We start from the raw sequence: 19829 nt of genomic DNA on the forward strand, positions 1-19829 counted from the left end.
CCCGCATCAGATTATCTCTCATGGTGGCACGAAGCGGTCAGCGCGACGCGAGAGACGAGACCCTCTTACCCGTCTGCAAAGGTCGCCCAGGGATCGTTCCGAGCCGCGCCCTCGCTCAGGAGCGGGCACGATGCTGCGCGAACGGAGGGCCGCGCCGACCGCCCGGGGCCGCAGGGGCCCGCCGCCTCCGCGACGCCGGTCAGTCACCATTACCCCGGGCGTTGTTGGAGCTCCCGTTCAGCCCCAGTTGCATCCGGGCAAGAGCGAGGGCGGCGAGGCCGGCCAGCGCGCAGGTAAAGGCGCTGGCCCGTCCGAACCTGGACGGCTTCTCGCCGGAGAGGCCTTCGAACGCATCCAGGGCGGTGACCAAGAGGTCGACCGGCGACACCTCGAGACGCCGAGCCAGCTCCAGCGATGCCTCGGTCATCGTCAGCAAGGCGTCGACGACATCGTCATCATCGACGAGCGCGTCAAGGCTCGCGGGTTTGCGAACGACAACGTCATTGAATACCCAGACGGCGCAGATGACGAGCTTCAGAGCCCGCGTGACCCCATCCGGCGCCTCGCGGTCGACCTCGCTAGATAGCGCGCGCAACTTAAAGAGCTCCGCCCGAAGGTCGGCAATCCCGTTGACGCTACGATCTGTCTCCACTCCCATTATTCCTCCTCTGTCCTCCGGGTGCCCCCGCGGCACCCGTTGGAGTGATTGAAGTTGGAAAAGTGGCAATCTCTCTCCGCATAGGCAAGGCTCCATAAAACTCGTTGCCCGTCGTTCACATCCTGGGCTAGTCCCCGAAGAGGGCTGGGTCTGGCGCCTCCGCTGCGCGGCCTCAAGGGGCCCCACGAGACCCCGCACAAATCTTCACTCCGTTGCGATTGGTGGAGGTCGTCATGGACCTCCCTTGACCCCGCTTCGCTCCGGCGCGGCTCTGCAGGGAGCAAAGCCAAGGCGCCGCAGGGCAGCGCCGAGGCTTTGCCCGCGGGGCGGAGATTCTTAGGGGCCGACGTGGCCCGGAGGGGAGACGGACATGCAAGCGCTGATGACCGAGGGGCTGGCCGAGGGACTGCCGCCACTGTACGCGACCGAGGAGGAGAGCGACCCCATGGCGCTCGTCCACTACTTCTCGTGCCTCAGCGGGTGGGACTGGTACCTCACCGAGTACGATGCCGTGACAGGCGAGGCGTTCGGGCTCGTGCGCGGCTTCGAGACCGAGTGGGGCTACTTCTCTATCCATGAGATGGAGCAGTTGAACCGCTCGCGCGGCTTCAACGCCGTCGAGCGGGACGAGCACTTCGAGCCGACGCGCGCGAGCGCGCTCGAGGGGAGGCGGCAGGGATGCTGACCGTCGAGTACGAGACCGGCTGGGGCGAGCGGGCGAGGCTCGCCATCTGCTCAGACCGCTACGCCGGGGGCGGGTCCCTCACCCTGCTCGCCCTCGACGCCACCGACCCAGGGGACGAGGAGGAGTACCTCGACCCCTGGTGCCCCCTCACCGTGAACCTGCCGGGCGACCCCGTCGCCTCCGCGTGGTGCGCGGACGCCGGGCGCGTCGTCCTCGACGCGAACAACGTGCCCCCGCGCGCTCCTCGAGGCGCTCGTGCGAGCGGGCGTCATCGAGCTCTCCGGCCGCTCGGTGCGCTCCGGGTGCTGCGCCTACCCGCTCGCGGCCGTGACGTCCGGCGCCCTCGCGTGCCTCTGCGGCCACGAGGAGACCGTGCGAGAGCTCGCCCCGCTCACCGTCGTACTCGAGTGGGAGGACGGCGATGGCGGAGGCGCCGGGGAGTGGGGCCGCGCCCCGAGGGGCGAGGTGCTCGACGCGCTCGTGGCGTCCGCCTCCGCCGAGGCCGACGCGCTCGCCGCGGGAGGCTGCGAGTGGGCCGCGGTCCGCGTGGGCGCCGGAGGCGTCGAGGACGTCGACTGCGAGACCGGCGAGACGGTCCACGTGGCAGAGGGGAGGTGACCCGGAGGGGCGCTGGCCCATGCGCCGGCGCCCTCTCCTCACGCGGGGGCGCGCCGCGGCGCCCCCGAGCCCCCGCGCGCCGAGGGGAGCGTCTCCCCTCGGGACCCCGCCACCGCCGCCCCCGGCCCGCGAGCGGCTTCGCTCGATGGCTGCACGCATTCGCCATCGCTCCGCCGCGTCGCGCGCCGGGGGCTCTCGCTCCGGAGGCCCCTGCCGCTCCCGTGGGTCGCGCGCCGGGCCAGCCTCCGCTCACGAGCCCGGGAGGATCCCGGCTTGCAAGATACGGATTCGTCCTCACGCGCCGTCGTCCCTCCGGCGCGTGAGGACGAATCATCTTGCCCTCGCGGCAGCTCGGGAGGGAGGGCGCACCGCGAGATTGACTCGCTCCCGCCATGGGCCCCAAGACAGGGAACCCGCCCGACAGAGTCGTGCGCCTCGAACATCAAAGGATTATCGTGAGCGCGTAAGGAGACTTTCAGCCGCCCGCGACTCCAATCCCACAAGCACCACGACAAGGGCTCCGTCTTAATTCTCTCGCGCAACAATCATGACAGGGCACTATCAATCTCCGTCTCGATTCGACCCAACTGTGCGACGACGCTGTCTCGCTCGTCATCTAGCGCAATTCGAAGGCGGCCCGTGAGCAAATTTGCGCGATTTCGAAGAGCCTTCGCATTGGCAAGTCTCTGAACCTCCAATTCGATGAGCTCTTTATCGTGTTCAATTTCGCGAGTGAGGCGCTTTGCTTTTCCGTTGATATGTACCGTGTAGGTGAAGCAGAGCAGCGAAAGGACAAAACCCGTAGCGACGCAGACGCCCACTAGGTCGGTGGAAGGCGGGGCGCCAGCACCGGCAAACGCACTCAGCACACACCCGCTTACGTTAAGGATCCATCCCACTGGGACCCCAGCAGCTGGAATGAGGACGAGCCCGCATCCCGCCAACGAGTTGGGGACCCCCCACTCTTTTGCCCTCTTTTGCTCCGCTTCGTCAGCCTTCAACTTCTGTCGAGCCTCGCCGACTGCCGACGAACGTGCGCTCACCAGCTTCTCCGCCTTGTCCTCGACGCGCAGGCAGAGTCCATCGTCGTTCATTCCCACAGCCCCCATTTCATGCAATCTAGCCTAGCAGGCTCACCGCCCCAGCAGGAACCTCACCCGCAACGTAAGTGACCAGCTCAATTCCTGCCCCGTAATTTCCCGACATGCCGGCGAACCCTTTAATTGTGACAACATCGCCAGCTTGTACGCGAGAGCGTACAAGCATCCTGCCCAGCGGGTCAACCACGCAGCTCTGCAGCAGATTCATTATTCCGCGTCCGCCACGGTCAAGTTCGCCGCACACGACCCGCGAGAGTTCCGGAAGAAAGTCTCCCGCTATGGCCAGCCTCACTTCCCGCGTCGAGCACAGGCGGCGGGCGAAAGACTGCAGTTTGGACATCATGATTTCCTGTGCCACCTCGGGAGTGATGAAGTCGAAGACCACGAAGTTCTCTCCCACGCGGTTCAGGAACTCCGGGCGTAGTGCACGCTTGACGCGCCGCTCCACCTCGCGGTGGAAATCCTCCGCGCTGTCAAAGGTGTCCGGCCCGATCTCGTTCACGCGCAGGCCCGTCATGGGGTCTGTCTCGGACATTCCGAGGTTGGACGTGAACACGATGACCGTCTCGCCAAAGTAGACCGTCTCGCCGTGTGAGTCGGTGAGGCGGCCGTCGTCAAGGATCTGCAGGAACTTATCGAGAATCGTGCGGTGGGCCTTCTCGACCTCATCGAAAAGCAGGAGGCAGTGCGGACGCTGCCGGACAGCGCCGGTGAGCTCGCCGCCCTCGTTATAGCCCACGTAGCCCGGCGGCGCGCCAAAGAGGCGCTGATCGGAGTGGGCCTCGGAGAACTCGGACATGTCAAAACGCACCATGAGCGACTCGTCCGAGAAGATTGCCTCGGTGAGAGCCTTGGCAAGCTCGGTCTTGCCGGTGCCCGTGGGGCCCGCGAGAAAGAGCACACCGCGTGGCTTGGCCGAGCCAGCCGACGGCTCGCTGAGCGAGAGCCCCGCGCTCGCGCGATAGAGGATGTCCACGGCCTTGGAAATGGCATGGTCCTGCCCCTTGACGCGCTCGCGTAGCACCCGCTCGGCGTCCTCGATCTCCGCGGGCCCGATGTGCGACCAGTAGTCGAGCGAGGTCCCGTAGCGATAGCGGTCGACGGCGGCGCGCAGCCCCGTTGACGCCACTCCACCCAAGCGCGCGCAACCGGCGAGAAATCCGTCGAACTCGAGGCAGCTGAAGCCTTCGGTCATGTTGGCGAGCGACCCCATTGCGCGAGCGGCCTCACGCTCGGTAAGCTCGGCGGCGTCTGCGAGCACGGGTCCCGGATAGGCCTGAGAGTAGGCAAGGCGTTCCTCGCGCGTGGGCGTCGAGACGGTGACGACCTTGACGTAGGGGTTGCCCACGTAGAACCAACTCGGCACGTCGTTGGACTTATCTGCGATAAGGACGAGGACATTCGAGAGCTCCTTGCCCGTACTCGGGTCCGTGTGGCGTTGTACGTGTTTGGTGGCGACAAGCAGGCGCGCCATCGCCTCGCGCTCCTCCTCCATGAGACGGTCCGGTGCGGAGAGCGATGAGGTCACTAGGTCGAAGACGACGGCCGAGCAGCGTGAGGCGGCCGCCATCGTCTGCGCAATCAGCTCCGCCGCGGCGGGGAACGTGCATTCGCCGTCGGGGAAGATCGACCCAGCGCTGCGCGCGCACCCCTCACCGCACCCGCCCTTCTCGCCGCGTGTCCCCAGGTCTCTGGCCCAGCGGAGAAACTCGTCGACCATCCCGGGGTCGACCTCGTTGTGGAAGCCACGCACGCGGTCATAGAAGACCACCTGGGAGAAGCCCGTCGAAGTGAATAGCGAGTACAGGCAGCCGTCGAGCGTGTCCGCAAAGCAGGTGTCTCCGTCGAACTCGAGCTGCAGGTCGTGCACGTTGCCCGTGAGCAGAAACGTGGAGCGCACGCCCTCAAAGGTCTCGATATCCTGACGCCACCTCGGTTGCGCGTGGGCCATCCCGCTCACATCCTCTCGAGGCTGAAGGTCGCCCCGGCCATCTCGATTACGGCTGGCGGTTGCGCGGCGGCAGCCGCCCCTGGCTCGGAGAGCAACTCGCCGGCGACTCTCGTGCCAAACTGACTGAGATTCCTGACTTCGAGCGACCCGTCATCACGATAACGATACGCGAACTGGCGCCGGCTGAGCGTCCTCATGCTCGCAAGCGTGGGGCTCTGCACGGTGAGCCGCCCAAAGAGCCCCTCTCCCCCGTCCCGGGGGAGAGGCAGCACCTCGCAGACGTCAGCGTCGGCAAGGCGCAAACAGAGCACGTCGGAAGATAAGGGGGTGCGACCCGTGGCATCGACCGGGTCCACCGCGGCACTCGGGCACGCGACACCGCGCCCCGGCGCGACCGGCCCCGCCTGTTCGCCTTTAAGTGGTTCGCCACACGCATCGCAGTACCAGAGAGAGCTCAAGCGCTCGGGCGCACCCTCGTGGCGGTGACCGCAGCGCGGGCAGATGAGCTCCCATCGCTCAGCGGGCGCGGGCCCGACGCCACCCTCCGAAGGACTGCCCGCCGGAGCTCCGCCCGAGTGAACCCGCATGCCCTGAGGGAGCTGCGCGCCGCACGCCTCGCATGTGGAGAGCCGTGCGAGTGCCGCGCGTGGCCCCACGTGAACGTGGCCACAGACGCTGCATGCGCGCTCGAACTCCGCCATCACGCCTCACCTCCCACCGTCAGAGTGCGACCTGCCAGCGCGCCCCCGGGGCGCTCCGCGCGGCCGCGGTCGAGCTCGAGGCGCGCGAACTCGGCGCAGTAGGAGATACTTCCGGGGTCGATCTCCTCGTCCTCGCGCACGGAGGCGACGAGCCCCTCTGCCTCGAGTTCCTCGAGCAGGCGCCGGCGCTTGGTCGAGCAGAGCCGCCGCGCCGAGGCCTCCATGCGCGCGCGGCGCTCCTGGCCGGCGGTGCGGGCGTCCGCGCTCGCGACGGTCGTGAGCACGAAGCTCCCGGCGCCGTCCTCGGAAAGCGCGAGCGCGCACTCCCGCTCGCCCTCGGCGACGAGCAGCCGCCGCTCGGCGCCGTCGAGCACGATCTGACCCTGGTCCGAGAGCCCGGAGCGCTCGAGAGCGCGCGCGACCTTCTCGGCCACGACCCGGCGAGCCCTGCGCTCCGCGAGGACGCGCGTGAGACGCTCGGCCTCGGCCTGGGCGCGGGAGAAGCCCATCTGCGCCGGCCGCTCGCCGAGCGCCTGGCAGAGCGCAAGGTAGGCCGCGAGCACACCAGCGCGCTGGTCTCCCCCCTCGGAGAGATCGCGCTCGAGCCGCGCGAGGCCGCCCTCCGCGATTCGACGCGCGTCGTCGACACCGAGCGCGCTGCCCTCCAGCTCGTCCAGAGTGCGCGTCACCTCTGCCACACGGGCCCGCTCCTCGTCGGAGAGGGGGGTCAGCGCTGCCACGCGCCCGCGCGCCGACGCCAGGTAGCCCTCGAGCGTACGCTCGGGGCGCGGCTCCTGGCGCACGAGCCGCCCCGCGAAGCTGACCGGCGCGTCTCCCTCGTCTGCCGCCGGGGCCGCACCAAGGTTCGCCGCCGTCGCCGCGCGCAGGACCTCCTCGCCGTCGGCGGTCACGCCCGCTGCGGAGACCTTGCCCAGGCCGGAGTCCTCGACCGTTGCTGACGGCGCCGCCACTTCCTCGTGCGCGGCCGTCGCCCGGGCTAGGACCTGCTGTCGCAGGGCGTCCACCTCGTCCAGGCCCTCCTGGATCGCGCGCACGTAGTCCCGCTCGTAGCGCGTTAGCTCCTCCCAGCGTCCCTCGCTCACGAGGCGCTCGCGGATGTCTACCGCGCTTCTCGCCAGCTCCATGCCCGAGAGGCCCAGCCTGTGGTAGATGTCGGGCGGCATCACGTGAATCAGCGTCCGCATGCTCATCTAATCGAGTCAACCTCCCTGTAGACGTCATCAAGGCCGCGCGCAAAGAGCCAGCCGCGCAGCTCATCCCCCTCAACGAGGGCGGAGACGCGCTCGAGGCCGGCCGAGAGCGCCCAGCGTGCGAGGTCGGCCGAACTCCTCACGACGCGCCCGTCGATCACAAGGTCGTGCCGCTCCCCAGTAAAGGCGGAGAGCGCCGCGCTCGCGACGGCGGCCGGCCCGCCTGGCGCCCGCGAAATCCGTCGCGCCTCACGGACCACCTCCCCGTCGAGCCCCACGGCAGCGCAGTAGGTGGGCAGGAGGTCGCCCGTGAGGAACGAGGCTGCGGTCGAGGATGGGTCCACGGCGGCACGCACGAGCGCCACGAGGTCATCGTAGCGCTCCCCGCGCCACACGATCTGGGTGAGCCCGGGCCCGTCGAGCAGGCGCCTGAGCGTCGCGCACATGAGCAGGACCTGCGCGTCCGGCCCCTCCCGGCGCGCTCCCGCTATGGCCCGCGCGACTTCCTCGCCGCCCTCAACCGTCTCCAGGAACCGATCGAGCGAGGGGGTGCCCATCAGGTGGCGCGCCGCGCCCCAGTTGCGCTCGGCTTCTTCCAGGAGCTCGCGCGCCGAGTTCGCCACAACCACGCTTCCGTCACACCCGACGAGCTCGATGGAGCAGGGGCGGCGCACGGTGGCAGGGGAGCTCGGGGCGGGCGAGACCGGGACGCGCTCGGGGAGGAAGCGCGCGACGATCGCGTCGCCGTCCGCCGCACCGCCGAGCGGCCCGGCGAGCGCCGTGCAGAGGGAGCGAAGGTCCGCGGGGAGCGAGGCGAAGGCCGTCCCGTCCGCGAGGGAGCGCGCTGCCTCCTCCCTCCCTAGCCGCGCGACGGGTGAGACGCGCAGAAGCGAGTACGCCACGAGCAGGGCGAGAGACCCGTAGTCGTAGCCATCGCCGATCTCCGTGAGGCCGTCGCGCTCGAAGGCGCGCGGCCTGAAGCCGGCGGTCCCCCGCGCGCGCACGAGCGTTCCGGGTGGCGGCACGGAGAGCGCCACCCCGAAGTCAGCGAGCCACACCTCGGAGAGTCCATCGGAGACAAGGACGTTACCGGGCGCAAGGTCGCCGTGCACGATGCCACGCTCGCGCAGAAACGCGAGAGCGTCGGCGAGCTGCGGGAGCAGGACCTGGCGCACGAAGGCCTCGTCCGAACAGCCCGCCTCTACGACCTCCCGGAGCGTTGCGCCTCCCAAGCGCGGGAACGCCTCGAAGTGACGGCCCTGCCACGTCCCGCTCTCCCAGAGCGGGACGAGGTGGTGCCCCTCCCCCGCCTCTTGGGCGAGAAGGACACCGGGCACCGGGCGGAACCCCGGGTGGTAGAGCTTGAGCACGCCGGTCCGCGCGCCCGAGCTCGCCTCGTAGAGCTCGGCCTGCGAGCCGGACGCGAGTTCACGGCCTATGCGCCAGTCTCCTACGAACGTCCCCGGCGCGACGGGGGCTCGCGCGCCCGCGCTGACGGCCGGGTCGAGCGTCCCCTCGAGACGGGAGGGGTCTACCGTCGCCGCGTCGCGGCGCTCCCTGAGGTCAGCCGCGCTCATGCGAGCCCCGCAATGATGACGCTGTCGCCGAACACAAAGGTCTGCGCCCGGCGCTCGACGCCCTCGTAGTCAAAGCCGTCGTCGCCGCCAAGGCGCCAGACGCGCTGGTTCGAGGAGCCGCGTATGCCGTGCCCGTCGTCCAGCGCGCGCTCGTAGGGGCCATCCACCAGCACGTCTATGCCCTCGAGCGCGGCGGCTCGGCGAGGATCGGCGCGCAGCTCCTCCAGGAGGTAGCCCGTGTAGACGAGGACGTGGCCGCACGACCCCCGCAGGCCGCCCACGAGCTCGGCGAGCTCCTCGGGCTGGTCAAAGGGCTCGCCACCGGATATGGTGACGCCGTCGTAGCGCTCACGGCGCGCGCGGACCGAGGCGAGCAGCTCGCTCACGGCAACCTCGTCCGAGGGTCGGGCGTCCCTCAGCTCCGGGCTCATGCACCCGAGGCAGCGCCGCGCGCATCCGGCAACCCAGATGCCGAGGCGGTTCCCTGGCCCGAGCGTCTTCACGGGATAGCACACATAGCGGACCTTCATGACAGCCTCCCCGCCGCGAGAAGGTGGGACCTGCGGTCGAGTGCGCGCGCCAGCTCCTCGGGCGGCAGACAGAAGGCGTCTCCTCCGAGCGCGGCGCGCAGCGAGGCCACCGGCCGCGCGATGTCGAAGGGGCGTCCCACAAATGCGGAGGGAGAGAGCGAGCTCACCACGCCTGCGTCCCTCAGCTTGACCGAGTCGAGCGGGTCAGTCCCCACGACGTTTCCCCGCCCCGCCATGACCACCAGCGCTCCGCGCCCGCGCGCGACGGAGAGCATCGGGGCAACGCGGCGCAGGTCATGGGCGCGATCAAGCGCGTCGAGCGGCAGCGGGGACCAATCGAGGACAAAGCCCTCCGCGGCCGGCATCACGACCCCGCCCTCAGGGTAGCGCATGATGGTCCAGCAGTCGAGTGGGTCGGTGGCGGCAGCGCGCTCGGCGAGCCGTGCGGCAACGGCGTCGAGCTCGGCCGCGCCCTCGCCCTGCCGCAGTCGAATGCCGGCGAGGGGGGCGAGCGCCCCGACCCCGTAGAGCGCGGCGACCACGTAGCACAGCGCCGAGAGGTGCTCGAGCGCGAGGCGTGCGGACACGTCCCGCCCGTCCCCCGTCACGAGGTCCGCCGGCCCGTCGCCCTCGCCTGTCAGGACACTAGAGGAACGCACGAGCGAGGCGTCGACGTCGGCGAGCGCGTCGTCTAGGTCCGAGAAGGCCCGTGCGGCCGGGCAGGAGAAGTCGAGTGCCTCGCCGTAGGCGGTGCGCAGGCGTGCGAGCTGGCCCTCGCCCGCCGCGGTGAGCGCCCAGAGCCTCCCGGGGGCGAGCAGCGCTGCTGCGCGCGTCACGGACGCGTCGGCGCCCACCAGGGCTTGGGCCCTCTCGACACTCGGGCGGTCCAGCGGCACGCGGCGCGCGAGCGCCCGCACGAACGCGAGAGCGCGACGGCGCTCCCTCTCTTCCAAGCCCTGGCCCATCTAGCCCATCGCCCTCCTCACCTCGTCCGTCAGCCGCTCGTAGCCGGTCAGCTCCTCGATCTGGTCGAGCAGGGCGAGACCCTCGCGGTTCGACGGGTCCGCCGAGAGCGCCGACGAGAGCTCGCCGAGCGCCGAGACCGCGAGCTCGGAGGCCCCGCCCTCGTCCCCTGAGCCGGCGAGGTGCCGCGCCTCGCGCATGCGGGACGCTGCGGAGAGCACCCGAGCCTCGCTCGCGCAGGAGGGACTTGCGAGAAGAGTGGCGAGCCGCTCGTCCATGCTCGAGAGCGAGAACTCGGCTGACTCGAGCGCTGCCCTCGCCTCGTGCAGGGCCCGCGAGGCGGTCGCTCCGCGGTGCGCCGCGGTCGGTAGGGGCCGCGCGCCGAGCGCGCGGGCGCGGCGGCGCGCGGCCTCCGCCACGCGGCCGTCGCCCGTGCGGATCGCGACCACCTCATAGGCCGCGGCGCTCAGCTGCTCGGGCGTCACCATGGGCTCGGACCCTGGGCGGAGCGCGCCTCGCGGGCCCGCTCGCACTCGCTCGCGAAGCTGCCGAGCCACTCGCGCGGCTGGGCGCGTGGCAGGTCGATCGGCGCCACGTACAGGCGGCTCCCGTCCGAGCCGTCGAGCAGCGTCAGTGCCCCCGGCGTAGTGGGCGGCGCCGAGACGCCCGTGAGCGCGAGCAGCTCGTCGCCATCGCACCCGAAGGCGATGCGGACCCCGAACTGCCGCAGGCCCACGGCGCGCCCGCCGTGCCCGAGCACGCCCTCAACGTCGGAGGCGGCGGAGGTCCACACGATGGTCTGGATGCCGCGAGCCGGGCCGTCGTGGATGATGTCCTGGACCTTCTCGAGCAGCGTCGGCGCGAGCGCCCCCCCGAGCGCCTGGAGGTCGACCCCGAGCGCCCCAGAGGCCGCCGCAAGGTCGCAGATCACGAGCACGTAGCAGCCGCGCCCGTCAAAGCCCCGCTCCTTGCGCCGGCAGAGCGTCTCATGGAGCTCGTCGACCGCCCGCTCGAAGGGCGTCCGCTCAGCCCCATCCGTGAAGTCAAACACAGTCCCGGACACGCGCTCGACGTATGGCAGGACGTCGAGGTCCGCGAGCCCGATGCCGCGACCTTCCTCCCTCCGGGCCGCCCGCGCGCGGCTCCGCCGCGACTCGAAGGTCGCGAGGACCACGCGGTCGCTCCCGTAGAGTCCCCCGCTCTGGCGCCCGAGGTCATCAATGCCCAGTGACAGCGCAATGTTCACGAGCACGCGAGAGGCGGCGCCCGCGTCGGGGCTCACCAGGAGCAGGTTGCGCGCGAGCGGCACGTCGCAGGGCTCGCCGGTGAGCGTGTAGGCGTCCTCCACCCCCGGCTCCGAGAGGATGAGCCCCGGAGTCACGATCGGGCACGAGTCCTCGTGGCGGCGCGGAAGCGAGCCGGCCAGGAGCAGGTTGAAGGGGTGGCGCAGGTTGTCGCCGAGCGAGGAGTAGTAGAGGCGCGTGCTCTCCTCGGGCAGGGTCGCCCGCACGCTCGGGTCGGCATAGATTGCCTCGAGCCGCCCCAGGGTACTGTCCTCGTCGTCCTTGTCGAGCAGCGCGACTTGGATGAGCTGGTTGCCCTCGCTGGTCGACCCGCCGTGCTCGTTGAAGATGGCGGCGCCTGCCTGCGCGTTCACGAGCGCCTCGTCGCTCTTGAGCAGGCCCGTTCCGGGCTTGAGCGCAATGCGGCACTGCATGTTGTCCGCGAGCTCCATGATTGGGCCGAGGTTGCCGAAGGACTGCGACGCCAGGAAGAGGTGGATGCCGTGGCTGCGCCCCTGGCGCGTGAGGCGCGCGACGATCGCTAGGCAGCGGTCGCGGATCTCGGGCGGCGTGGAGAAATCGGAGAGAATCTCCTGCACCTCGTCAAAGACCACGATGATGCGGGGCATGAACTCGTCGGGATGCTCGCGACGCCAGTCGTCGTAGTCGTCCATGCGCAGGCTCGCGCGATAGTCCCACTCGCTCGAGACGTCCTCAAGGGCGGCGAGCGCCAGCTCGGGCTTGGTGGTCACGGTGACCGAGCGCAAGGAGGGGATGTTCCAGCGGGCGAAGGGCGCGAACTCGTCGCCCTCCTTGAAGTCGATGAGGACGAGCTGGACCTCGCTGGCGGGGTAGCCGCGCAGCACGCTCATGATCATCGTGTGGAACAGCGAGCTCTTTCCCGCGCCCGTCGTGCCGCCGATGAGGCCATGGTGGACGCTGCCGCCGGGCTGGCCAACGGTCACGCGCGCGAGCTGGTTGCCGCCCGTGAGGCCGATCGGGATCCCAACGCCCCCGATCGCGCTTTCGTGGAGCCAGGAGCTCGCGTCGTCCTTCTCGCCCGTCATCTCGTCAAACGAGTAGATCCGCCCTTTCGATTCTGCAATCTTCTCCTTCAGGGTATCGAGCACCCGCTCCTCGGCGGCGCACACCTCCTTGACCTCGCCGATCCGCACGTAGAGGCGCGTGCCCGTCCGCTCGAGCCAGTTGCCGCTGCCCGAGAGTACCATTGCGCGCCGGTCGCCAACGATGCTCTTGAAGTCGGCATTGTCCTTGAGCTTCCCGACATAGTTGGCGTTCACGGACACGATGACGATGGTTCCTAGCCTCGTCCCGCTCTGGCAGATCTTGGCGAGCTCGGAGAGCGACGTCTCGTCAAAGCCGTAGGGGAAGTCGTTCACGATGATCGCCTGGACCGCCTGGTGCGCGAAGAAGCCGTCGCGCAGCGGGTCGCTGTAGTTGCCGATGTGCTGGGCCATGCGCAGGCGCAGGCTCTGCAGGCGCGCGGTGAGTTCCTTGGCGCTCACCACGACGTCCGGCAGGATGTTCTCGTGGGCGAGGTCGACGATGCTGCGCAGGCCGGCGAAGGTCTCGCCGTTGCGCCGCGGGTCGAAGAGGGCGACGTTGAGCGTCGTCGGCGGGTAAGCGAGCAGGAGGCGCATCGTGAGCGAGCGCAGGACCATGCGGATGGTCTCCTCGTCAACCATCTTGAGCACGAGCCGCAGGCCCTCCGCGAGGTCGCACACGAGCGGCAGGCGTACGGCCAACTCCCCCGCGGGCGACGGACAGACGGCCTCGGGCAGCACGCGATCGAAGACGGTGCGTCCGCCGTAGGCGGTCTTGAGCGCGGCCGGCACGTACACTGAGCCCAAGAGGAAGAGCGGCGGGCGGCTGTAACCCGCGACGTCGCGCAACGTGGGGTTCCTCAGGTCGGACTTCATGTCCCTCTCCGCCTGGAGGGCGGCCTCGTAGGCCGCACGCGGCACGAGGCCGGCCACGGGGGCGTCGCACATGCGCGCGACACGCACCTCGTAGCCGTCATGGAGACGTTGGCACTCCTCGCGCGCGGCGTGCGCGGCCTTGTTGGCCTCCGCAAGCCGTGAGGTCTTCTCGTTCCCGGCCTCGCGCTTGCGGTTCTCGCAGCGCTTCACGGCGGCGGCCACGTCCTGCCCGAGCGTGGCCTTCGCACCCAGGAGGTAGTCCACGCGCTCTTGCGCCCGCGCCTGCCGGCGGGCGTCCCCCAGCTTGCCGGCAAGCTCGAGCGCGCCCTTCTCGGTCTCGATGCTCGTCTCGAGGCGGTGCGCCTCCTGCTCTGCCTCAGCGCGGTCGCGGCTGAGCGCTGCCTCGGCGGCACTGCATTTCTCGTCGTAGGCGCTCTTCGCGGCCGCGGCGCTCTGCCTGGCCAGCTCATCGATGCGCTCCAGGCACCTGTCGCGCAGCTCGTCGCCCTTCCTGAGGTCGTGGTCGGCCGCCTCGGCGAGCCGGTCGAGCGCGGCAAGCGCCTCGGGCGCCGTCCGCGGGCCCAGGCCGTCGCTCGCGATCACGCGAATCAGGTCGGCGCAGCTGTTCACAACGCCCGTGAGCTTGAGGTTGCTCGAGAGCGCAAGGTAGTCCTCCTGCGCCGAGCCAAAACCTCCCGCCATGCTATCCCCTCTCTCCCGCCGCGCGCTCGCAGGCTGCGAGCGCAACCTCATAGAGCGGTCGCAGCCGCTCCGTCCCCGACCTCGCCAGCGCCTCGTCCATCCCTGCCGTGCCGTCGGTCGCGACCCGCGCGACCCAGCCAAGGTAGTCAGGCAATGCCTCGTTGACGAGGGCCGCGGGCCCATCCCCCTTGGGGAGAAGGACGTCCGCCCCCACGTCCGCTCGCAGGCGCTCGCCCGCGGCGTCGATCAGGCAGGCGTCGAACACGCGGCAGTGCTCGCCCTTTTCGTCCTCCCAGGACGCGTACTGGAGCCAGAGCACCCGCCAGCGCCCCGGCCTGAGCGGCACGGGAAGGGAAGATTCGAGCGTGTCGACGGCAATCGGTCCCACCGCCTCGATGATGTCTGCAACCTCCATCGGCTATCTCCTCCTCACGGGCTCGCGAACGAGCTTCTTGACCTTCCGCGCGGGCGGGGTGCCGTCATCATCGCCGCCCGTCCCGCGCCTGGGGCGCGCCCACTCTACCGAAAGGTTCTCGGTGCTCGCCACCATGGCCTCATAGCGTTCCCTGCTGACGAAGATCCGGTTTGTCCTGAGGCCAACCCCCCTCGACCAGCCGCCGGTGTCATTGATCCAGACCCCCGTCGGGCGCCCCGAGCGATCCACCGAAACGCCCGCGACCGTAACGCTGTGGTTGCGCCGCCACGAGCTCTGCCAGCCCTTGCCGTCAGTACTCGTAAGCCTCGGCGATATCGTGGGCCCCAGCAGGTCCTGAGCCTTGAGGGCAAGGCCCACCGAGTAGCCCTCCTGGCGTAGCTCGAGAAGGTCGTCCAGACTCATCACGTCGGAGCTCTTCGAGAAGCACCCGAAGGTGCAGTTGTGAGCCTCGAGCCCATGGCGTTCGAGCATCTCGCAGCGGCGCTCTGGGGAGGTGCCGCCGTTGCACTCACGCATCTGCACCATGGGAACGTAGCTCGCTTTGTCCTGGACGATAAACTCGCAGATGCCGTGGGCCCAGCCGTACCGCGTGCCCGTCTGCTCGTTCACCATGCCCGTCACCGTGCCGATGCCGCAGCAGCCACCCGTGTCGTCGTACTCGTAGCCTTGGGGCTGGGTGAGGAAGGGGGCATAGGCCGCCTCGAAGTCCGTGGCCCCACCGATGCCCACGAACGTCGTGCGACTCTCGGGGTCAAGCTCGGATGTGACCTCAGCGCGCCTCCGGGCGACCTGCTCGCCGAGCAACGCCGCCGATTGCTCGAGGGCGGCTGTCTGGTCACGGCGAGTTCCCAGGCGCTCGAGCTCGAGGCGCTCGCTCGCGGTGAGCGCAGAGGTGGCGTGCGCGTCGCAGAAGGCGTAGTATTCCCGCTCGGCGTGCTCGCGCTGCGACCGAGCGTGTTCCGCGACATCGCGCGCCTCCGCGCCCTGCCGCTCGAGCGTGTCTGCGTAGCGCCACGCCGCCTCCGTTGCCTCGGGCGAGCCCGAGCCAAAGTTGTTTCGAGCTACGAGGTAGGCGGCCTCAATGTTCGCTCTGGGATAGGGGTTGCAGTGCTCCGGCTGATCGGGCGGGGCGGCCGAGCCCTGGAAGGCGTAGCGGTAGGGCTGGTCGAGCGAGGCGGGCGCGAGCATCCGGTCCGCCTCCTCGCGCAGTCGCCTCATCACTGCCTCAGAGCCCGGAGCGCCACCGAGCTCGTTCTCGTACTTGTCGAGCGTCCCCTGCGCGCGCTCGCGCTCGTCGAAGCCCACGAGCGGCGCCCCCTCCGGCGGGTAGAGCATCCCCTCGGGCGGGTCGGCCCAGCCGAAGCTCTCCCTAAGATCGAAACGGAACCGCTCGACGCACTCGTCGAGCGCGGAGCGGGGCGCTCCATCCGCGCGGCGCGTGCGATAGGGCACGCCTGCCGAGGAGGACGCGGGCGCGGCGTCCCCGCATCCAGCCGCAACGCCCCCTCCGCCGGCCGCACCCCCTACGCCCGCGACGAGGCTTGGCGCCGGGAGGTCGTCGCCCTCCTCGACTAGCTCGGTGCCCATGCCGAGGACCTCGAGCACGCGGTTGGCTATATGGGCGTGGGCAGCCACCGACCTGTGCGCGGCGCCGATGCGGTCGCCGCCATAGGGGGCCGCCGCCATAGCCACGCGCAGCTGGCGCGTGGCCCGGTTCTGCTCGGCGATGTAGCGCCGCATGCCGCGACCGAGCTCTTCGCGGTCCGCCTGCGCGGTCCCGAGCCTGCGACGGGCCCGCTCGAGGCTCGCGCGGGCGGCGCTCGCCGCGGCGTCGGCCTCGCGGGCCGCATCCCGCGCCCGCGTCGCCTCGCCCTTGTCGGCAGACCCCGCGCGCGAGCGGGCGGCCGCGGCCTGTCGCTGGGCGGCCGCGAGCTCGAGCTCGCGACGCGAGACGTCGCGCTGCGCTTCTTCGATCTCGCTGACGAGCCGCTCGGCCTGCTCGAGCTTTCCCTCGACTCCCATTGCCGGCCTCGCGCGCTAGAGGCGCGCCTCGTTCGCCCGGGCCGTTCCGAGGGCCTCCTCGACCTCGGCGCGCCCGCGCTCCTGCAGCTCGCGCAGGGTCTCAACGGTGCCGCGCGCGCCCTCGGCGGCCTTCTCGATGCTGCTTGCGCCGTACTCGGCGACGCCGCGCGCCTGCTCGAGGCTGCGAATGCCGTCACCCGTCTCCCGCGCCTCGCCAGCCGCCTCGGACTGCAGTCCCTCGCTCGTGCGCGACTCGGACTCGATCTCCTTGTTCACGCGGTCGTTGAAGTCGCTCGCGGACTCCGCGCGCGCGGCCGAGATCGCCTCGCTCAGGGCCTGGCGGTCCCCCTCCTCCGTGAGCCTAACGTTCTCGAGGGCCTGGGACTGGCGCTCGCGGGACTCGGCGATCTTTTCGCCGATGTCGTTGGCCTCGCGCATGGCGTCGCGGGCCTCGTCGAGCCCCTCACGAACTCGCTCGATGGGCATGTCATTCTCCCCCTTCTTCCAGTGTCATCGGATCGATGGTCGCGAGCGAGGCGCGTGCCACGCCGACATAGGTCCGCATGGCCTCGCGTAGCTCGTCGAACTCCCGCGCACCGCCCGGGTGCGCGTACGTCATGCCAAAGCGCTGCATCCCGCCGGCGGTGAGCGCGAGCATTCGCTCAGCGTAGAGCTCAGTCACGTCCGAGTACTCCCAGATCGCGCACACGGTCGCCGCGTCGACGCCCTCCTCGAACATGTCCTTGGGCGAAATCGCGCCGGAGGAGGCAAAGCGCTCCATCCGAAGCCCCGCCCAGCCGCGCGCACGCTCGTTGAAGGCGGCCTTCGCTGCGTTGAGCGCGTCCATCGCCGGCGAGAGGTCCGGGGCGAGCGGGGTCCCGTCCTCGGTCGTCGGCCACGTCCTCAGGTCGGCGTGAATCGCCTCGTCGACCTCGCGACAGAGCCGTTGGTGGGCGTCCTTGTCACCCACAGCGTCGGGCAGCTCGCGCTCGAGGCGCGCGAGCGCAGCGAACGCGCCGGAGAAGCGACGGTCGATGTCGGCAATCGCCGCGCGCATCGCGTCGGCGTCGTTGCGCGGGACCTGGAAGCGCAGGCTCCGGTACCATGGCGCGCTCTCGCCAACGAGGCGCTCCGCAAGCCGGTCCGCCTGGAGCGACGTGGCCGCGAGCTCACGTTCTTCTCGCCCGGCGACGTACTCGGGGGTGCCGGGGGTGCCAAGCCACTCGGCCATGCGGATCTCGAAGGGCCGCTGCAGGCCCTCGTAGAGGACAAGAGCGTCGCCGGGGTCGGCCGTGGCCATGCGCTCGAGCTGGACGCCGCTCGCCGCCATCATCGAGCCGAGCAGCTGGCGGTCGTCCGCGGATGTCATGCGCAGCGCGACCTTGAGACCGGTGTTCTTGAGGACCTCGGGGGCAATCGCGGTGGGCAGCTGGTCGGCGACGACGATGCCCTCGGAGTAGGCGCGCACCTCGCGGAGCATGTCCGAGAGGAAGGCCGTCGCCGCGAGCTTGGGGTCGGCATCCTCGCCCGAGACCTCCTCGGCCTTGGGCGCCACAAGGTTGTGGGCCTCCTCAATGAAAATCACGTGGCGCACGGGCTGCGGGCCCGTATAGTCCGCGTCGACCATGAGGCTCTCGCGCACGAGCAGGAGCAGGAGCAGCGTGAGGAAGTTCGCCTCGCTTCGGCCGAGCGCCTCGAGCTCCACCACGGCCGACATGTGGAGCCACTCGCCCGGTTCGAAGGTCGAGCGCGGCACGTCGAAGAGCTCGCCGAGCTCGCGGCGCAGCAGGGCGCCGATGCGCATGCGCAGGGCGGCGTTCAGGTTGCCGCGCACCTCGCCGGAGTAGGACTCTCGGTCGATCTCCACGCGCATCTGGTCGTAGAGCTCGGAGAGCGTGGGCCAGTCGCGGGGGTCTCCGGGCAGCGAGCGGTCCTTCGGGGTCCATCCGTGCTTGGCATAGATCGCCTCGACCGAGCGGTCCAGGATGAACGGCAGCGACTCGACGAGCGGGAACGACGCACCAAAGACGGCGCAGAGCCGGCCGATGTGGTGGCCCACAGTCACGCCGTGGGGAATCTGGAATGGGTTCACGCGTAGCGGGAAGGCGAGCTCCCCACCGGGGGAGAACACCCTGACCTCCTGGGAGAGGCGCGCGTTCAGAAGCGCCCGGTACTCGTGCTTGGCCGGTTCAAGGACGAGAATCGGCACGTCACAGTTCACGAGCGTCGTAGCCATGTGCAGCATGGTGTTGGTCTTGCCGGAACCAGGGACGCCGGAGACGAACGCGTGCTTACTCAGCTTCGAGAGCTCGAAGTAGGCGCGCTGGCCGAACTCGTCGGTGCCGAGTAGGAGGGCATCCGTGCCCGAGACCGGGCGGGGGGCGGTCTCCTTGCGCAGCTGGACAGCCTCACCCTCGTTGAGCGCGGGGAGGCGGAAAAGGCAGGCGGCCTCCTCGAGCGTGAAGAGGTTGCAGATGTCGCACTGGGCATAGGAGCGGGCGCGCGCGTCCACCTGTACGAAGCCGCTCTGCGGAGCTCCCGTTGCCGCGGCGCGCCGCGGAAAAACGACCTTCTCGCCGAGCTCGCTCGACAGCACATCGCCCTCCGAACGAGGGGCCACCAGTGAAAGCGCGTCGAATTCACCCTTGTAGACGGCAATATCGAGGCTGCCGGTCTCCACCGCCTCCGAGGCGGCGGCGTCGAGCAGCGCGCGCGCCACCTCTCCGTCATGGGACATGGCAACCGCATTCAGGTGGAAGAGCGGTGAGCCCTCTAGCGAACTCAGCAAGTCCTCATAGCTCTTCTCGACGAGCTCAAGAGCGTAGTCGCGCACGCCGCCGCTGCGCGAGGCCTGCTGCCAAATCTCACGGAGCGGCAGGGAGTCGCGAAGCGTCAGGGCGCGCTCGGTCGGATAGAGGTCGACACGCAGCACCGCCGGCAGGTTCAAGTTCTGCATGAGGTGCATCATCGTATAGAGGCGCGAGGACTCATTGGGTTTGTAGCTGGAAACAGTGAAGTATCCAATCGCGTTGTCCTGTGTCCGCATGAACTTTGAACCCTTCGAGAGGGCCGCGAAGTGGCTGAATCGCATCGGATGAGTAGGCAACCCACACCCATCGTCGCGCTCAAAGGGACCGATAAGGCTCACCAGCTGCCCGGGACGCATGAGCTCGGACCCGTCCCGTGCGCAGCGCGTCCTGAGGTCAAAGAGACTCGCGATTGGCGATGAGAGGACAATCTGCCGGACGTCTCCAAGGTCAACAGCACCCTCGTCGTCCTGGGCGACGACGAGGGTGACCGACATGCGCCCACCATCTGGACAGCCCGGGTCATAGGCGTAGAAGAGGTGGAGGCTCGTGTTGGGACGTCGTGCAAAGAGCCTGAGGAAGCCGGGGTGCGTCTCGAGAACTCCGCGAATCCCCCGTGCGCCCAGGGTAGAGTACTTTGCCAAG

General features: G+C 69.7%; 15 protein-coding genes. 2 read left to right on the plus strand and 13 right to left on the minus strand.

What is annotated here, in order from left to right:
• Positions 1-199: 199 nt before the first annotated feature.
• Positions 200-658 (minus strand): hypothetical protein, encoded by a 459-nt coding sequence (locus ACULPM_RS06375; protein ID WP_445331334.1) that lies wholly within the window; start codon positions 656-658, stop codon positions 200-202.
• Positions 659-1028: 370 nt separating this feature from the next.
• On the opposite strand from ACULPM_RS06375, the gene ACULPM_RS06380 reads away from it, so the two are divergent.
• Both ACULPM_RS06380 and ACULPM_RS06385 read left to right on the plus strand, forming a co-directional pair.
• Complete coding sequence (locus ACULPM_RS06380; RefSeq protein ID WP_445331335.1) at positions 1029-1343, plus strand: DUF2958 domain-containing protein; 315 nt, start codon at positions 1029-1031, stop codon at positions 1341-1343.
• A 255-nt stretch (positions 1344-1598) separates the two neighbouring features.
• Entirely contained in the window at positions 1599-1961 is a 363-nt protein-coding gene (locus ACULPM_RS06385; protein ID WP_445331336.1) for a hypothetical protein, read from the plus strand.
• A 545-nt stretch (positions 1962-2506) separates the two neighbouring features.
• Here the strand turns inward: ACULPM_RS06385 and ACULPM_RS06390 are convergent.
• The 12 genes from ACULPM_RS06390 to ACULPM_RS06445 form a co-directional block, all read right to left on the minus strand.
• Positions 2507-3055, minus strand: coding sequence for a hypothetical protein (locus tag ACULPM_RS06390; RefSeq protein WP_445331337.1), 549 nt, complete (start codon positions 3053-3055; stop codon positions 2507-2509).
• A 25-nt stretch (positions 3056-3080) separates the two neighbouring features.
• Positions 3081-5012: an AAA family ATPase gene (locus tag ACULPM_RS06395; RefSeq protein ID WP_445331338.1), complete on the minus strand. Its 1932-nt coding sequence runs from the start codon at positions 5010-5012 to the stop codon at positions 3081-3083.
• Between the two features lie 700 nt (positions 5013-5712).
• Entirely contained in the window at positions 5713-6924 is a 1212-nt protein-coding gene (locus ACULPM_RS06400) for a hypothetical protein (protein ID WP_445331339.1), read from the minus strand.
• Entirely contained in the window at positions 6921-8501 is a 1581-nt protein-coding gene (locus ACULPM_RS06405) for a protein kinase domain-containing protein (RefSeq protein WP_445331340.1), read from the minus strand. Before ACULPM_RS06405 ends, ACULPM_RS06400 begins: the two co-directional genes overlap by 4 nt.
• Positions 8498-9031 (minus strand): 4Fe-4S single cluster domain-containing protein, encoded by a 534-nt coding sequence (locus ACULPM_RS06410; protein WP_445331341.1) that lies wholly within the window; start codon positions 9029-9031, stop codon positions 8498-8500. The genes ACULPM_RS06405 and ACULPM_RS06410 overlap by 4 nt, the downstream gene beginning before the upstream one ends.
• A complete protein-coding gene (locus ACULPM_RS06415) occupies positions 9028-9996 on the minus strand; it encodes a hypothetical protein (protein WP_445331342.1) in 969 nt (322 codons plus the stop codon). The genes ACULPM_RS06410 and ACULPM_RS06415 overlap by 4 nt, the downstream gene beginning before the upstream one ends.
• Positions 9997-10482, minus strand: coding sequence for a hypothetical protein (locus ACULPM_RS06420; RefSeq protein WP_445331343.1), 486 nt, complete (start codon positions 10480-10482; stop codon positions 9997-9999).
• Entirely contained in the window at positions 10476-13919 is a 3444-nt protein-coding gene (locus tag ACULPM_RS06425) for an FtsK/SpoIIIE domain-containing protein (protein ID WP_445331344.1), read from the minus strand. The genes ACULPM_RS06420 and ACULPM_RS06425 overlap by 7 nt, the downstream gene beginning before the upstream one ends.
• 1 nt (position 13920) lies before the next feature.
• Positions 13921-14334, minus strand: coding sequence for a hypothetical protein (locus tag ACULPM_RS06430; protein ID WP_445331345.1), 414 nt, complete (start codon positions 14332-14334; stop codon positions 13921-13923).
• Positions 14335-14337: 3 nt separating this feature from the next.
• Positions 14338-16377 carry a hypothetical protein gene (locus ACULPM_RS06435; protein WP_445331346.1) on the minus strand — a complete coding sequence of 680 codons (2040 nt, stop codon included), beginning with the start codon at positions 16375-16377 and terminating at the stop codon, positions 14338-14340.
• Between the two features lie 15 nt (positions 16378-16392).
• Positions 16393-16863 (minus strand): hypothetical protein, encoded by a 471-nt coding sequence (locus ACULPM_RS06440; RefSeq protein ID WP_445331347.1) that lies wholly within the window; start codon positions 16861-16863, stop codon positions 16393-16395.
• Between the two features lies 1 nt (position 16864).
• The gene (locus tag ACULPM_RS06445) at positions 16865-19681 is read right to left on the minus strand and encodes an ATP-binding protein (protein WP_445331348.1); all 2817 of its coding nucleotides are present in this window, start codon (positions 19679-19681) and stop codon (positions 16865-16867) included.
• Positions 19682-19829: the final 148 nt, after the last annotated feature.

The organism is Thermophilibacter sp. ZX-H3 (assembly GCF_052599055.1).

What these genes read in the sequence shown, in the direction of transcription:
- ACULPM_RS06375 (WP_445331334.1), bottom strand. Translation starts at nt 658, where the DNA reads ATGGGAGTGGAGACAGATCGTAGCGTCAACGGGATTGCCGACCTTCGG.
- ACULPM_RS06380 (WP_445331335.1), top strand. Translation starts at nt 1,029, where the DNA reads ATGCAAGCGCTGATGACCGAGGGGCTGGCCGAGGGACTGCCGCCACTG.
- ACULPM_RS06390 (WP_445331337.1), bottom strand. Translation starts at nt 3,055, where the DNA reads ATGAACGACGATGGACTCTGCCTGCGCGTCGAGGACAAGGCGGAGAAG.
- ACULPM_RS06395 (WP_445331338.1), bottom strand. Translation starts at nt 5,012, where the DNA reads ATGGCCCACGCGCAACCGAGGTGGCGTCAGGATATCGAGACCTTTGAG.
- ACULPM_RS06400 (WP_445331339.1), bottom strand. Translation starts at nt 6,924, where the DNA reads ATGAGCATGCGGACGCTGATTCACGTGATGCCGCCCGACATCTACCAC.
- ACULPM_RS06405 (WP_445331340.1), bottom strand. Translation starts at nt 8,501, where the DNA reads ATGAGCGCGGCTGACCTCAGGGAGCGCCGCGACGCGGCGACGGTAGAC.
- ACULPM_RS06410 (WP_445331341.1), bottom strand. Translation starts at nt 9,031, where the DNA reads ATGAAGGTCCGCTATGTGTGCTATCCCGTGAAGACGCTCGGGCCAGGG.
- ACULPM_RS06415 (WP_445331342.1), bottom strand. Translation starts at nt 9,996, where the DNA reads ATGGGCCAGGGCTTGGAAGAGAGGGAGCGCCGTCGCGCTCTCGCGTTC.
- ACULPM_RS06420 (WP_445331343.1), bottom strand. Translation starts at nt 10,482, where the DNA reads ATGGTGACGCCCGAGCAGCTGAGCGCCGCGGCCTATGAGGTGGTCGCG.
- ACULPM_RS06425 (WP_445331344.1), bottom strand. Translation starts at nt 13,919, where the DNA reads ATGGCGGGAGGTTTTGGCTCGGCGCAGGAGGACTACCTTGCGCTCTCG.
- ACULPM_RS06430 (WP_445331345.1), bottom strand. Translation starts at nt 14,334, where the DNA reads ATGGAGGTTGCAGACATCATCGAGGCGGTGGGACCGATTGCCGTCGAC.
- ACULPM_RS06435 (WP_445331346.1), bottom strand. Translation starts at nt 16,377, where the DNA reads ATGGGAGTCGAGGGAAAGCTCGAGCAGGCCGAGCGGCTCGTCAGCGAG.
- ACULPM_RS06440 (WP_445331347.1), bottom strand. Translation starts at nt 16,863, where the DNA reads ATGCCCATCGAGCGAGTTCGTGAGGGGCTCGACGAGGCCCGCGACGCC.
- ACULPM_RS06445 (WP_445331348.1), bottom strand. Translation starts at nt 19,681, where the DNA reads ATGTCGGTCACCCTCGTCGTCGCCCAGGACGACGAGGGTGCTGTTGAC.